The organism is Daeguia caeni (assembly GCF_042653845.1).
In the GTDB taxonomy this organism is placed as follows: Bacteria; Pseudomonadota; Alphaproteobacteria; order Rhizobiales; family Rhizobiaceae; genus Brucella; species Brucella caeni.
On sequence record NZ_JBHSEL010000048.1, the window covers coordinates 1 to 14,424 of the forward strand.

The following is a 14,424-nucleotide window of genomic DNA, read 5'->3' on the forward strand; positions in this document are numbered from 1 at the left end:
AAACATAGAGAATCATAAACTACTGAAATCGCTCAACTTAATTTTCGGTCGGGCTCTCAGGCGCGACCATAAAAAAGGGAGCAGAAAGCAAAACTATCTTTAATTGAGACACACCAGAATTAAGGATACGTTTAAGTTTTCTTGTAATTATAATATTCATACCACACAAGCCTAATTAAATTTAAATTACTTTAAGTTTGCTACAACGATTAGGTTTATTTTCGATTATTACTAAATGTATTAATACTGTTTTTAAGGCCTTATTAACCAGGCAACTCGATAATTCAATCGCAAAACAATACCAGCTTATTATTGTAATGGAACTTCTCTAATTATAATATTGTAAATTATAATACAGTATATTAAATATACATATATTCATATTTTTATTTTTACTAAACTATATAACAATAACAATATTTTTACAAAAATTTAACATCATAATATGATTTTATTGCAAATATAATATTGTTATAAAATCAATATTTTATCTAATATAACATCAATTATATAAACAATATTATTTATTGAAATTTTTCCAAAAATAAATATTATTCAGACAGCTATGAGATAAATAAATTTGGTTGTTACTCATATTGAGCAAAAATTGAACCAAACATTAAAAGATATTTTCAAAAAGCGCATATATTTTATTTCAGTGCAGACAAATAATTCTGTTGTTGTCTGCACCACAACAGGCTGTTTTGCTGACGCGGTGCGGCAGATACAAAACCCCGCAAGGGTCAAGTGGTGCGCTTTTGCGGCGTCGACGCCGCCAGTGACGTAAATACCGATGATCAGGAGGCTATTTGCGTTTCGATCTGTGACGGGATGGCAGGTCAAGCGGCTTGCCATCCGGCGCATCCACCAAACTGATCTCGCGGTCGAACAGACCGTCATGGCGCTGTGACTTGCCAAGATGGATGATCGCCACATCGCGCAGATCCGTATCCAGCAGATCGCGCACGCGCGAATAGGTGTCCGTATCGAGACTGTCGAGCGTACCATCGATGATGATCCAGCGCGGCTTTTGCAGGATAAGCCGTCCGAAGGCGAGGCTCTGTCGCTCGTCTTCCGTAAGCAGCCGCTCCCAGCGCATCACATGATCAAGCGAATATTTGAGCCGTCCAAGCCCGACCCGCTCCAGCACACATTCCATGTCCTGAACGGAAAACATCTTGGATTCAAGCGGATAGGCCATCACCCTCTTCAGATCGCCCGGCGGGAAATAGGGGCTGCGGGACAGGAAGGCCAGCCTGCCGGATCCCGGCATGCCAATGCGCCCATCTCCCCAGAACCACAGGCCACCGATCGCACCAAACAGGAAGGTACGCTGCATGGCCGTGCCGCCGGAAATCAGCACACGCTCGCCCGGCATGATCACGACATGATCCTCCGAAAGCCTGGAGCAGCCGTCCGGGAAAGCTACAACCAGATCGTCGAATGTCAGCTCGTCCCGCTCATTGACCGCCAGCTCCACCCGCTGATCAACCCGGTCAAGCTCATCCATGCGCAGCACCGCCTCGCGGAAGCTTGCAACCCGCATCAGCGTTGCGCGCCAATCGGCAATGGCGCCAAAATTGTCGACGAACCAGCGCAACGAATTATTGACCTGGGCAAAGGCGCCGACCGCCATCATCAGGCCGCCAAATGTCAGCCCGCCGCCAAAATAGACGGGTGCGGCGACCAGAATCGGCGCGACAACGGTCAGCCAGCCATAGCCCGCCTTCACCCATGTCAAACGGGTCGTTGCCGTGACGATCTGGCGGATGGCGGCAATGACCGCATCAATATCGAGATTGAGACGACGGCGCTCATCCCCCTCACCCCGCGCCAGGGTGATCACGTCAAGATGCTCATTCACCCGCATGAGCGAGGCACGGAAATCGGCTTCACGCGCATAGCGGTCGGCATTGTATTCAACCAGCCTGCGCCCGACCAGCCACGAGATCCAGGATGCCGACAAGGCATAAAGAACTGCCGCCCACACCATATAGCCGGGAATGGTGAAACTATAGCCCCAGACATGAAACTCGAAGCCGCTCGACAGCGACCACAGCACACCGATGAAGCTCACCAGAATGACGGTCGATTGCAGCAGGTTGATGCCGAGATCACAGGTCATTTCGGCAAGATGGCGCGCATCCTCATGCATGCGCTGGTCCGGATTGATGCCGATCTCGCCGGCATTGGCCAGACGGAACGCCCGCCCTGGCTGCAGCCATTGGTCAACCAGATCACGCGCAAGGCCTTCGCGCATTTTCATCTTGAACATCAGGTTGAACCATGTCTGCGAGACATTGAGCACCAGCAGGCTGCCGGCAATAGCAAAGAACACCGCAACTGATAGAGAAAGCCCTGCATGTCACGGCGTGACAGCGCGTCATAAAACGGCTCGTTCCAGCGGTTGATCGCCACCTGAGCAACGGCAATGATCACAACGAGGATGAAAATACTAAACGCAAGCGCAATCAGCCTGTTGCGCATTCTGGTTGCCATGAAGGCACCGAACATCATGGAAAGCTGGGACAGCAATCCGCTGTTGCCATAAGGCTGCACATAAGCACTTCTGGCCTGAGCGCCCCTCCACACTGTTCGGATGCCTGCTGGTCCTTGTCCTGTTGCATTTGTCCGTATTTCACTTCCTGCGTCGCCGCAAACTTGATCCCATCGCATAAAGCAGTTCCGGGAAAAGTGGAAACCGGTTTTCCATCCGGAACGACGAAATAACAATATGTTAGAGCAATTCAGCTTTTCCGTGAAAATCCGGGCTGCCCTGACACACAACCTGACCGATTGCCGCCCTTTCTGCGGGCAACAGCTTTATTGTCGTTAATTGCGATATTTTTAAAACTATTCTTGCTGCATGATGTCTTGTTTGAAGGAAATCATGCAGCTGGGAGAAATATTTTGTTAAAAACATCATGTATATCTGCGCTGTGCCTGTCGCTGTCATTTCTTTTTGCCGCAGAATCACTTGCGAGCGGAAAAGGAGAAACAGAAAAGGACGACGGCCAGACCAACCAGACACCCCGGCAGATCTCAGAGACAAGCACAGGGCCCAGTTCAGCCCATGAGGCAGACAGCACCGCACAAGGCCACGGAAGCCGCTGTGAATTTGATTACATTGATGAAAGCGGTGTGGAATATTCCTTTATCATGGGCAAACTCATCCCTGGCAGATTGCGCTGCAGAAATGATTTGCGGCTGCCCTAATTCACAGTCAACGACATTAACAAAATGAATCTGGCCGGAGAGATATCGCATCGCCCACCTTGTATTGGTCATATTTGTCGCATATAGTTCCTTCATCGATTTTCGGTCGAGTGACTTTGCGACCTGCACGGCGTGCCGTGCTTCCTGACGATCTCCTGTCCATAAATTCGATCCACGGGGACGTGTGCGAAGCATACGGACTTTCATTATACGCTTAGGTTACAAAGGATTTTCCCATGGCTACGGGAACAGTTAAATGGTTCAACACGACCAAGGGCTTCGGCTTCATTCAGCCTGATCAGGGCGGCAGCGACGTTTTCGTTCATATTTCCGCCGTTCAGCGCGCAGGCCTTGCCACACTCGATGAAGGCCAGAAGGTTTCGTACGAAATCGTTCAGGATCGTCGTTCGGGCCGCTCGTCCGCAGACAATCTCGTTGCTGCCTGATCGCAGCAATACCGGAATTGAAAAAGGCGGGCTCTGACCCGCCTTTTTCCTGCCTGTCATTGCGGCAACCAGTCAATCGGCACATGGCCTTCATCAGCCCCTGCCCGCTTAAGCTAGGCCTGACCACCGGAAAATCCTCCATGACAAATTCGCCGCGATGCGCCGCCTGAAACGTGCTGACCATAGGGCGTGAGCATGGGTTTTCTCCCTTTGTCCCGATGCTGAATGGATCAGATATCGCCGTCCAATCAGTTTCTGTGCGCAAATAGGTCAGCAACGCTGATGCTTCGGCAAGTTTTCGCAACACATGGAATGGAAATGCCGCAAATGCCGGGAATTTTATCAACTCCTCTGTTGCGATTCTTCATGTGATGCGACATAGAAAATCCGCAAAACCGGCCATGCCGAGCCGGTTATCAGAGCCTGCCTTCATGGAGATCTATCATGGCATTTCTCGCCGACGCCCTTTCCCGTGTAAAGCCATCTGCAACAATCGCGGTCAGCCAGAAAGCACGCGAACTGAAAGCCAAAGGCAAAGACGTGATTGGTCTTGGTGCAGGCGAGCCCGATTTCGACACGCCGGAAAATATCAAACAGGCCGCCATCGAAGCCATCAAGCGTGGCGAAACCAAATATACGCCGGTTGCCGGTATTCCAGAACTGCGTCAGGCCATTGTCGCCAAGTTCAAGCGCGAAAACGGCCTTGAATACAAGCCAGAACAGGTCATCGTCGGCACTGGTGGCAAGCAGATCCTGTTCAACGCCTTCATGGCAACGCTGAATCCGGGCGACGAAGTCATCATCCCGGCGCCATATTGGGTGAGCTACCCGGAAATGGTTGCCATCAATGGCGGCACGCCGGTTTTCGTCAACACCCGTCAGGAAGACAATTTCAAGCTGACCGCCGAAGCGCTCGACAAGGCCATCACGCCAAAGACCAAGTGGCTGGTCTTCAACTCGCCGTCGAACCCAACCGGTGCAGCGTACACCGAAAGCGAACTCAAGGCGCTGACCGAAGTTCTGCTGCGCCATCCGCATGTCTGGATCCTGACCGACGACATGTATGAACACCTCACCTATGGTGATTTCGTCTTCACGACGCCGGCACAGGTTGAACCACAGCTTTATGACCGCACGCTTACCATGAATGGCGTATCCAAGGCCTATGCCATGACCGGCTGGCGCATCGGCTATGCAGCCGGCCCGCTGCAGCTCATCAAGGCCATGGACATGGTGCAGGGGCAGCAGACCTCCGGCGCCTGCTCGATCGCCCAGTGGGCAGCCGTTGAAGCGCTCAATGGCCCGCAGGACTTCATTCCGAAGAACAAGGCCATCTTCCAGGCCCGCCGCGATCTTGTCGTCTCCATGCTGAACCAGGCAAGCGGCATCAAGTGCCCGACACCAGAAGGCGCCTTCTACGTTTATCCGTCCTGCGCCGACCTGATCGGCAAGAAGACCGAAGATGGCAAGCTCATCAAAACCGACGAGGATTTTGTGACCGCACTGCTTGAGGCAGAAGGCGTTGCTGTCGTGCATGGCTCGGCCTTCGGCCTTGGCCCGAACTTCCGCATCTCCTATGCAACCTCGGAAACGCTTCTGGAAGAAGCCTGCCGTCGCATCCAGCGCTTCTGCGCAAGCCTGCGCTGAGCTTCGGAACAGAGTATTCCATGAAGGGGCCGCACGGCCCCTTTTTCATGTCTGCCAGACGCATGAACCAAAGCCTGACATTCAGCGGGAAACAGGCAAAAAAAAAAGCCAGACATATGTCTGGCTTGAAGTTTGAAGGTGCCATTGCGGCAAACCTCCAGAGGGGAACACCCAGCCTGCGCAAATGGGAGGAGGAAACGCAGCGCTGAGATGACTGCTATATGCATCTTGCTCATTGTTTTTGCAATCCCACTTTATTGCAGATCAGCCATGCGAAATACGCATAGTTGTATTTTTTCTAATTATTAAACAATTTCAGTAGGTTATTTCAATTTCCAGAGAATGATCCATTTTGCCGTTAAAATTTGCAGGACATTTTTGATGCAAATCAATGCCAAGGCTGCCTACAAATAAGGCATTTCATGTATTAACGATTCGCAATATCTGGCAATTTTCAAGGCAGCGCACCGGCGCACCCCACACCAGAGGATGCACCACGGGACAGAACAGGCTTTCAGTCAGAATATCAGGCAGATCCGTCCATCAGGCCAGACAAAAGCCGCGCTGAGGATCTCGGCGCGGCTTTTGCAAGGCTTTGACAACGATCAATATTTCCAGGTTCTCGCCTTGGAGAACAGGAAATCGCGGAAGGCATTGAGCTTGGCCGAATTCTTCAGCGCCTCCGGATAGCAGAAGAACGTGTCGAAGGACGGTGTTTCCTCAAGATCCGGCAGCATCTTGATCAGGCCAGATTCCTTGTCGGCCATGTAATCCGGCAGAACCGCAATGCCGATGCCGCGCTGCACGGCGCGGCGCACGGACAGGAGATTGTTGACCTGCAGCGCTGGCACGCGTGCGCTACCATCGGAGCGCCCGGCCGTTTCCAGCCAGTTGAGCCCGGTCAGATAGCTCGGCGCCGGTTCACCAAAGGTGATGATGCGATGCTGGTCAAGTTCTGCCACGGAATTCAGCTTGCCATATTTGGCAATATAGGCTGCCGAGGCATAGACATGCATATGCACGGTAAACAGGCGGCGCTGGATCAGATCCGGCTGCTGCGGCTGGCGCAGACGGATGGCGCAGTCGGCATGCCGCATGGTCAGGTCGAGCTCCTCATTGTCGAGGATCATCTGCAGCTGGATATCGGGATAAAGATCGATGAATTCCTGGATGCGTTCGATCAGCCAGCCGGAACCAAGGCCGACCGTGGTCGTAACCCGCAGATGGCCCGTCGGTTTTTCCCGACTTTCCGCAAGCTTCGAACGGACATTTTCCAGTTTCATCAGCACATCATGTGCCGTGCGATAAAGCGTTTCGCCCTGCTCGGTCAGAATAAGCCCACGTGCATGGCGGTGGAACAATGGTACCCCGACATCCTGCTCCAGCGCACTCACCTGGCGTGAAATGGCTGATTGCGACAGATGCAGTGTCTGCGCAGCATGGGTAAAGGATCCTGCCTCGGCGGCAGCATGAAAGATGCGTAGTTTATCCCAATCGAGTGGAGCGACCACTTAATCCCCCTTTTACTCCGCTGCCTGATGCAGAGGTTCCTGCGCTGCCAACCAGCGTTCAGCTTCAAGGGCAGCCATGCAGCCCATGCCCGCCGCCGTGACAGCCTGCCGATAAACGTCATCCGTCACATCGCCGGCAGCAAAGATGCCCGGCACGTCTGTCGCCGTTGAATCCGGCGCAGTCCACAGATAGCCATTTGGCTTCTGCTTCAGCTTGCCTTCAAACAGCGAGACCGCCGGGGCATGGCCGATGGCAATGAAAACCCCCTGCGCATCAAGCGTGCTGATTTCTCCCGTAACGACATTCTTCAAACGGACACCCGTAACCACAGGCCCCATTGGCGGCTTCGCTTCCGTGCCAACGATTTCATCAACAACACTGTTCCACACGACCGAAACATTTTCACGTGCCAGCAGGCGATCCTGCATGATTTTCTCGGCACGGAAACCATCCCGTCGATGCACGACAGTAACGCTCCTGGCGATATGGGAAAGATAGAGCGCTTCTTCAACCGCCGTATTGCCGCCGCCGACGACAACCACATCCTTGCCGCGATAGAAGAAACCGTCACAGGTCGCACAGGCAGAAACACCCCCGCCCATGAAGGCCTGCTCGCTTGGCAGGCCAAGCCATTTTGCCTGCGCGCCGGTGGCAATGATCAGCGCATCACAGGTATAGACCGTGCCGGAATCGGCAATCAGCCGGAATGGACGCACCGTGGTCTCGACCTCGGTAATGATGTCATAGACGATCTCTGCACCAACATGCTCGGCCTGTTTTGCCATCTGCTCCATCAGCCAGGGCCCCTGGATCGGCTCGGCAAAGCCCGGATAATTTTCCACCTCGGTGGTGATCATAAGCTGGCCGCCCTGCTGCAGGCCGGTAATGACCAGCGGCTTCAGCATTGCACGCGCGGCATAGATGGCGGCCGTATAGCCTGCCGGCCCGGAACCGATGATGATGACTGGCGCGTGACGCTGTGACATGAACTGAACTCCCGGACCGGATTGTGACGCTAACGCTTTGAATTTGGCAATTACCCAATGACTTCAGCAAAGTAGGTTTTACCGCCACGCTTTGCAAGGTTTGGCAAATTGCGCCGGCCGTTATCCCACAGGCTTGTCGCCGGAATGCAGCACACGTCGCCTTTCCTTGATTGCGATGCGCTGACACTCAGGCTAAACAGACAATCAATCTGTCAGAACATGATGTCACAAAGCGGAGCCTCCGGTCATTTACAAGACAGTCGCCAATATATGTGCGCGCTTCGGCCTTATTATGGCAGTCGCGATGCTGTTGCCGGCAGCCATCGACCTGCGCGACGGCAGTGATGACTGGCTGATCTTCGTGCGTTCATCGGCTGCAACCGGGGCCCTGTCGGCGCTCATCCTGCTGGCAACTCAGGATCATGCCTCCCGCTTCACCCCACGCCTTGGCTTTCTGCTGACGGCAAGCCTCTGGTTGACGGCGGCCTTTCTCGGCTCCATCCCGCTTTATTTCTCGCATCTTCCGATCAGCTATAGCACCGCCTTTTTCGAAGCCATGTCGGGCGTGACCTCAACCGGTGCAACGGCGCTCACCGGTCTTGATGACATGCAGCGCGGCATTTTGCTCTGGCGCTCGCTTCTGTGCTGGATCGGGGGCGCCGGCTTCATCGGCCTGGCGCTGCTGCTCTTGCCGTCGCTGCGTGCCGGTGGTCTTGCGCTCTTTCACATGGAAAATTCCGACAAATCGGAAAAGATCCTGCCACGCATGAACCAGATCGCGCTGGGCATCATCTCAGCCTATCTGACGCTGACGGCCACCTGCATCATTTCCTATTTCGCCGCCGGCATGTCGACTTTCGACGCCATCAACCACGGGTTGACCACCGTTGCGACCGCCGGCTATTCGACGCATGACAGTTCATTTGCCTTTTATGAAGGCAACAAGGCCCTTCTGCTCATTGCCACCGTCTTCATGACGCTGTCGGCACTGCCCTTCGTGCTCTATATCAAGGCCTTCATGCCGCAGCGCACTGCGACCCTGCGGGATCCGCAGGTCAAGCTGTTCCTGACCATCATCATCGTCTTCAGCTTCATGCTCGCCATTGTCCTGCGCGTCCGCTCCCATGTTCCGTTTGGCGACGCACTGATTGCCGCTGCCTTCCATTTCGTTTCCGTGATCACCACCACCGGCTACACGACGGAAGACTATTCGCTATGGGGGCCGCCAGCCATCGGCATCTTCTTCCTCGCATGTTTCCTTGGCGGCTGTGCTGGCTCAACCTCCGGCGGCATCAAGATGAACCGCCTCATCATTCTGTGGAACCTGACCCGTGCCAATCTCGCCCGCCTGATCATGCCGCATGCCGTCATCAAGATCCGCTACGGCTCATCGGAAGTCTCCGGCGACATTGCTCAAAACGTGCTGCTCTATCTGTTTCTCTATTGCGCCTCGCTGATCATTGGCGCCGTGCTGCTGGCAAGCCTTGGCCTTGATTTCATCTCGGCCTTCACCGGCGCACTGACAGCCCTATCCAATGTCGGCCCCGGTCTTGGCGACACGATCGGCCCGGTCGGCAATTTTTCCACCATACGCGATGGTGCCTTATGGGTGCTGTCCTTCCTGATGCTCGCCGGCCGTCTGGAACTGGTGACGATATATATCCTGTTCACACGTGTCTTTTGGGTGCGTTAATTGAACTGTAGACGGTTTACACCGCCCGGCCCGATTTGATAAGAGCAAGATTAGATATGGCAAGCATCAGGCTTCGTCATCTATATTTCATTGAAACGTAATTTCCTTTCTTGCGGAGCGCTCAATGCCGATCAAGGCCGATTTGGACGAAATTGATTGGAAAATTCTGCGGGAGTTGCAGAATAACGGGCGCATCACCAATGTCGAACTTGCCGAACGTGTTGGCATTTCCGCCCCACCCTGTCTGCGCCGTGTGCGCAAGCTGGAGGAAAGCGGCGTCATCCGCGGCTATCGCGCCATTCTGAACGGCGCCATTCTCGGGCAGGATCTGGTGGCTTTCTGCTCGGTCGGCCTGCACAGACAGGCTGATGCAGACCTCAAGGCCTTTGCCGAACGCACCAAGCAATGGCCGCTCGTACGCCGGGCATGGATGGTCTCAGGCGAATCCGACTTCCTGCTGCATTGCGTTGCACGCGATCTGAACACGTTCCAGACCTTTGTCATCGAGGAACTGACCGCAGCCCCCAATGTCGATTCGGTGCGTACGGCGCTCACCATCCGTCCGGTCAAGGACGAGCCACTGATGATTCTCTGACGCTTGATTTGCCGAAGATCTGTATCCGCTGCAAAGGTCCGCGGACGGGAACCTGCCTATTGTCCCGCGAAAACCTGCTCATAGACTGCGTTGATGGCAGAAGCTTCCTTCTGCAACGGGAATGTCGCGCGTACATGTTTCAGCGCATTGATAGCCTCGGCTTCAGCCTTGGCCGGATCGCCAAGATAAGGCGCGATCGCATCGCGCAAGGCAGCTCCATCGCCGGCAGGCACGACTTTGCCGGTCCCCTCAACAATCATCTCGGCATAGGCGCCGGCATCACTTGCCACAACCGCGGTCTGCGACGCCATGGCCTCCAGCGGCGTGAGGCCAAAACCCTCATTGCGCGATGGCGCGACATAAAGTGTCAGCCGCCGATACCAGACGCGCACATCCGGCACCTCGCCCAGAAACAGGATGCGATCCTGCAGTCCTGCCGCGGCAATGCGTGCCTTGAGCTCATCGGCAAAGGCCTGATGCTCGGCTGTCACCCGGCCGGTAATGATCGCCGTCCATTCGGGATGCTGTGGCAGGAGAGCAATCATCGCATCCACGAACAGATCCGTGCCCTTGGAATGGCGGACACGGCCAAAGCAGCCAATGGCATATTTGCCGGGAAGGTTGGCTGCGGCAAAACGGTCCTCATCTGTCATCGGCGGATGAAAACGCTCAAGGTCGATGCCATGCATGATGACCTGATGCGGCACTTCCAGAAAACTGCCTGAACGTGCGCTGGTGGCAATCACCGCATTCATGCGCCGAATCAGCCATTTGGTGAACGGTTTGTGGTTGCGTTGCGCCGCGGAGGTAAAGATCAACCGCAACTTCATGCGCAGCACATCGCGCATGAAAATGCCGGCCAGCATTTCAATATTGCGCCGCGCATGCCAGATGCGGAAACGCCGTCCCCTTGGCCGCTGCCAGAAGGCAAGCGGCGCCAAGGCCGGCAGATGCGGCAGATTCTCCGGCAAGCCGGGCCCAAGCGTTGCAATTACCACACCCATGGCGCGCTGCAGCGGAACAAGCTGCACGATTGTCGAGGTCACACCGGACAGGCGGCGCTTGAAATTGGGCGCGATGACTTCAACATTCTGGACCGGAACTTGCACGGGCACCAACTCTGGTTTTGCCGGTTGCGGAACCGCCAGGGCGATCCCGCCATCGCAGGGATGTTCAGGCCGGAAACCGGCCTGCAACCGTATCAGATATATTTCACGCTCAGGATTTCATAGGAACGGGCACCGCCCGGCGCATTGACTTCGATCGTGTCGCCTTCGCTCTTGCCGATCAGTGCGCGCGCAATAGGCGAGGAAATCGAGATACGGCCTTCCTTCACATCGGCTTCCTGATCACCGACGATCTGATAGACCTTTTCCTGCTCCGTATCTTCATCGATGAGCGTAACCGTCGCGCCAAACTTGATCTTGTCGCCGGTCAGTTTCGTTACATCAATGACTTCCGCACGCGCAATAATGCCTTCCAGCTCGTCAATGCGGCCTTCATTGAGGCTCTGCGCCTCCTTGGCAGCATGATATTCGGCATTTTCCGACAAATCACCGTGCGCGCGCGCTTCAGCGATTGCCTCGATAATCCGAGGACGCTCAATCTGCTGACGCCATTGCAGCTCTTCCTTGAGCTTGGCAAAGCCACGCGGCGTCATAGGGAATTTTTCCATACCCACTAGTCCTTTCCTTCGCCGGGCATTTCGCCCGGCCATGAGCCGAAATGCCTCAACGTCCACCCTTGCGCCCCGGCACATGGAGAAATCTCCAGCTAGCACCAAGGCCTCAGGCACAAAAAGAAAACGGTCACCGAGATCATGTGATCTTGGAACCGTTCGAATTTCGATTTGCCCGACTATAGCATTTTCCGAAATCATTTCACGAAGAAAAAACGGACACTGGCAATTCTCCCCAGACGGCCAATGCGCAAAGTCGGCCGACGTGCAGGCCCAGCCTACACATTCAGGCTGCAATCTGTCTTCCATTTGAGCACCCCCTTGCCGTGAAGGGGGAATATTGCCTATAGCTAGGTTGCGAAACGGCCTGACGGCATTTCGCAACATGTTTCGCATTCCGACGGAACGCGACCACACCAATTTCCCCGACAGCCCTCACGGTTCACTTCGCGGGCACGGACTGAGGCCATCATGACGCGCGTACAGGCAAATCTCCTTCTTCTCCTGGCAGGCATCATCTGGGGCATGGGCTTTGTCGCGCAATCAACCGCAATGGACAGCATCGGCCCGTTTTTCTTCATTGGCGTGCGTTCCGTCATCGCCTCGCTTTTCATCCTGCCCTTTGCGCTGGTTGAAGGTCGCCGGGCAAAGACAAGGATCAGACCGGGTGAATATCTCTCCTTCATCTATGTCGGCCTCGCCTTCTTCATCGGCCTTGCCTTGCAGCAGATCGGGCTGATCACCACTTCAGTCACCAATGCCGGCTTCCTGACCGGTCTTTATGTCGTGTTCGTGCCGGTTCTGGGCGTCCTGTTCTTTGCGCAATGGCCACATCCGGTGGTCTGGCCCAGCGCGATAGCCTGTTTTGTCGGTATTTTCCTGCTTTCCGGCGGCGCGCTGACTGCGCTGCAGACCGGCGATTATCTCATCATTCTTGGCGCCGCCTTCTGGGCCCTGCAGGTCATCCTGATCGGCTTTGCCAATCGCAGCGGAAGACCCATTGCCATCAGCTGTGTCCAGTTTGCCGTGGCCGCTGCTGCGGGACTGGTGCTTGCCGTGGCAACCGAAGAACTGAACTGGAATGCGCTGATGCTGACATGGAAGGAAATCCTGTTCACCGGCGTCTTTTCCTCCGGTATCGCCTTCACCCTGCAGACCATTGGCCAGCGCTATACGACCTCGGCACAGGCAGCAATCTTCCTGTCATCCGAAGCACTGTTTGCCGCCCTGTTTGGCGCGATCTTTCTTGGCGAGCGCATTTCCTTCATCGGCTTCATCGGCTGCGGCCTGCTGTTCATCGCCATGCTTGCGGTTGAACTGGTGCCGCAGGTCTGGAAGCGCCGCGACGAGGCCCCAACGCCTGCGGAACTGGCTGAACAGAAGGGTTAGCTCCTGAAAATCAGTGACGCGCCGGCGGCAATCAGGGCAAAGCCAAGCAGGTGATGCCAGGTGAAGGCTTCCTTCAGATAAAAGACGGAAAACAGCGCAAAGACCACCAGCGTGATCACTTCCTGGATCGTCTTGAGTTGCGCGGTCGAATAGACTTCATGGCCAATGCGGTTGGCCGGCACGGCCATGCAATATTCAACCAGTGCAATGCTCCAGCTTGCCAGAATTACCGTGATCAGCGACGCATTGGTGAATTTCAGATGCCCATACCATGCAATCGTCATGAAGACGTTGGAACCAATGAGCAGCAGGATCGGCAATACGGCAGGCGATGTGATAAAGGACATGGAAGCAACTTCTGTGGAGATTCATGCAACACCGGCATAAATAAACGCAAAGCGTAAAAATTGCACCAATATCAGGTCGCCAGGCAAAAGCCGGTTACAGCAAATCGGGTCGCGTACCGCACAATATCATGCAAATGAAATGCCCCGTCGTTTCAGCGCCACAACCATTCACTGTTTACGATTGGCCAATATTCGCGTGGTAAGGCGAACAAGGCAAATCTGGAAGGCATCATGAAACGCGCCTTGTCGGCAACCCGTATTGTTCTGGCCCTTGTTTCGGCTCTGGTGCTTGTGGCTGGCTGCAGCCCGGGCATGGGCTCGCGTGGACCGCTGCGGCCCACACAGGCGCTGCACACGGCCTCCATTACGGCAGAGCCTGCGCACGAACGCATCATCGGCCTTGCGGAAGAGGAAGAACTGCACAGCCTGTCTTCAACACGCTGAGATGGCATGCAAACGCCCGGACAAGCCGGGCGTTTCAGTGATTGATGCCTTATTCTTCGGCCGGAACCGGCGTCGGTCGGCCATTCGCATCCAGTGCGACCATGACGAATTCCGCATGCGTGACCAGTTCCATCACATCGGACAGATAGCGCTGCGCCCAGCTTTCAACGCGCAGCGTGATCGAGCTGCGGCCGACACGCACAATATCGGTATAGACGCAGAGCACGTCACCGATTTTCACCGGCTTGGCAAACGACATTTCCCGCACCGCAGCAGTCACCACACGGCCCTTGGCGCGTTCAGCCGCACGGATACCGCAGGCAAGATCCATCTGTGACATCACCCAGCCACCAAAAATATCACCAGCCGCATTGGCATCAGCCGGCATGGCCGATGTGCGCATGGTCAACATGCCCCTTGGCGTGTTCTCTTCACTCATCTTTCAATGTCCAATCATTCATCCTTGAGTCT

General features: G+C 54.8%; 14 protein-coding genes and 1 pseudogene. 6 read left to right on the forward strand and 9 right to left on the reverse strand.

What is annotated here, in order from left to right; genetic code table 11:
• Positions 1–805: 805 nt before the first annotated feature.
• From ACFO1V_RS06335 to ACFO1V_RS06345, 3 genes and pseudogenes are all read right to left on the reverse strand, one after another.
• Positions 806–2,676 (reverse strand): annotated as a pseudogene (locus ACFO1V_RS06335) (ABC transporter ATP-binding protein/permease).
• A 61-nt stretch (positions 2,677–2,737) separates the two neighbouring features.
• The gene (locus tag ACFO1V_RS06340; protein ID WP_380075070.1) at positions 2,738–3,031 is read right to left on the reverse strand and encodes a hypothetical protein; all 294 of its coding nucleotides are present in this window, start codon (positions 3,029–3,031) and stop codon (positions 2,738–2,740) included.
• Positions 3,032–3,066: 35 nt separating this feature from the next.
• On the reverse strand, positions 3,067–3,411 hold the full coding sequence (locus ACFO1V_RS06345) for a hypothetical protein (protein ID WP_374832945.1): 345 nt from the start codon (positions 3,409–3,411) through the stop codon (positions 3,067–3,069).
• A gap of 41 nt (positions 3,412–3,452) precedes the next feature.
• On the opposite strand from ACFO1V_RS06345, the gene ACFO1V_RS06350 reads away from it, so the two are divergent.
• Both ACFO1V_RS06350 and ACFO1V_RS06355 read left to right on the forward strand, forming a co-directional pair.
• Positions 3,453–3,662 (forward strand): cold-shock protein, encoded by a 210-nt coding sequence (locus ACFO1V_RS06350; protein WP_374832943.1) that lies wholly within the window; start codon positions 3,453–3,455, stop codon positions 3,660–3,662.
• 444 nt (positions 3,663–4,106) lie between these two features.
• Entirely contained in the window at positions 4,107–5,309 is a 1,203-nt protein-coding gene (locus ACFO1V_RS06355; RefSeq protein WP_374832941.1) for a pyridoxal phosphate-dependent aminotransferase, read from the forward strand.
• Between the two features lie 605 nt (positions 5,310–5,914).
• Here the strand turns inward: ACFO1V_RS06355 and ACFO1V_RS06360 are convergent.
• Together ACFO1V_RS06360 and trxB are read right to left on the reverse strand one after the other, a co-directional pair.
• Positions 5,915–6,820: a LysR family transcriptional regulator gene (locus tag ACFO1V_RS06360; RefSeq protein ID WP_374832939.1), complete on the reverse strand. Its 906-nt coding sequence runs from the start codon at positions 6,818–6,820 to the stop codon at positions 5,915–5,917.
• Between the two features lie 12 nt (positions 6,821–6,832).
• Positions 6,833–7,807 carry a thioredoxin-disulfide reductase gene (gene trxB / locus ACFO1V_RS06365; protein ID WP_374832937.1) on the reverse strand — a complete coding sequence of 325 codons (975 nt, stop codon included), beginning with the start codon at positions 7,805–7,807 and terminating at the stop codon, positions 6,833–6,835.
• A 292-nt stretch (positions 7,808–8,099) separates the two neighbouring features.
• Between trxB and ACFO1V_RS06370 the strand changes: the two genes are divergently transcribed.
• Together ACFO1V_RS06370 and ACFO1V_RS06375 are read left to right on the forward strand one after the other, a co-directional pair.
• A complete protein-coding gene (locus ACFO1V_RS06370; RefSeq protein WP_374832935.1) occupies positions 8,100–9,500 on the forward strand; it encodes a TrkH family potassium uptake protein in 1,401 nt (466 codons plus the stop codon).
• A 124-nt stretch (positions 9,501–9,624) separates the two neighbouring features.
• The gene (locus tag ACFO1V_RS06375; RefSeq protein WP_374832933.1) at positions 9,625–10,095 is read left to right on the forward strand and encodes an Lrp/AsnC family transcriptional regulator; all 471 of its coding nucleotides are present in this window, start codon (positions 9,625–9,627) and stop codon (positions 10,093–10,095) included.
• Between the two features lie 56 nt (positions 10,096–10,151).
• Here ACFO1V_RS06375 and ACFO1V_RS06380 read toward each other — a convergent pair whose 3' ends face one another.
• Together ACFO1V_RS06380 and greA are read right to left on the reverse strand one after the other, a co-directional pair.
• Positions 10,152–11,204, reverse strand: a complete 1,053-nt coding sequence (locus ACFO1V_RS06380) for a glycosyltransferase family 4 protein (RefSeq protein ID WP_374832931.1) — start codon at positions 11,202–11,204, stop codon at positions 10,152–10,154.
• A 92-nt stretch (positions 11,205–11,296) separates the two neighbouring features.
• Complete coding sequence (gene greA / locus ACFO1V_RS06385) at positions 11,297–11,770, reverse strand: transcription elongation factor GreA (RefSeq protein ID WP_374832929.1); 474 nt, start codon at positions 11,768–11,770, stop codon at positions 11,297–11,299.
• A gap of 474 nt (positions 11,771–12,244) precedes the next feature.
• Here greA and ACFO1V_RS06390 point away from each other — a divergent pair, with 474 nt between their 5' ends.
• Positions 12,245–13,162 (forward strand): DMT family transporter, encoded by a 918-nt coding sequence (locus tag ACFO1V_RS06390; protein ID WP_374832927.1) that lies wholly within the window; start codon positions 12,245–12,247, stop codon positions 13,160–13,162.
• On the opposite strand, the gene ACFO1V_RS06395 is transcribed toward ACFO1V_RS06390, so the two are convergent.
• Positions 13,159–13,509, reverse strand: coding sequence for a DMT family protein (locus tag ACFO1V_RS06395; protein WP_374832925.1), 351 nt, complete (start codon positions 13,507–13,509; stop codon positions 13,159–13,161). The genes ACFO1V_RS06390 and ACFO1V_RS06395 overlap by 4 nt on opposite strands.
• A gap of 231 nt (positions 13,510–13,740) precedes the next feature.
• On the opposite strand from ACFO1V_RS06395, the gene ACFO1V_RS06400 reads away from it, so the two are divergent.
• The gene (locus ACFO1V_RS06400; RefSeq protein WP_374832923.1) at positions 13,741–13,953 is read left to right on the forward strand and encodes a hypothetical protein; all 213 of its coding nucleotides are present in this window, start codon (positions 13,741–13,743) and stop codon (positions 13,951–13,953) included.
• Between the two features lie 49 nt (positions 13,954–14,002).
• Here the strand turns inward: ACFO1V_RS06400 and ACFO1V_RS06405 are convergent, their stop codons facing one another.
• On the reverse strand, positions 14,003–14,392 hold the full coding sequence (locus ACFO1V_RS06405; RefSeq protein ID WP_374832921.1) for an acyl-CoA thioesterase: 390 nt from the start codon (positions 14,390–14,392) through the stop codon (positions 14,003–14,005).
• Positions 14,393–14,424 lie beyond the last annotated feature (32 nt).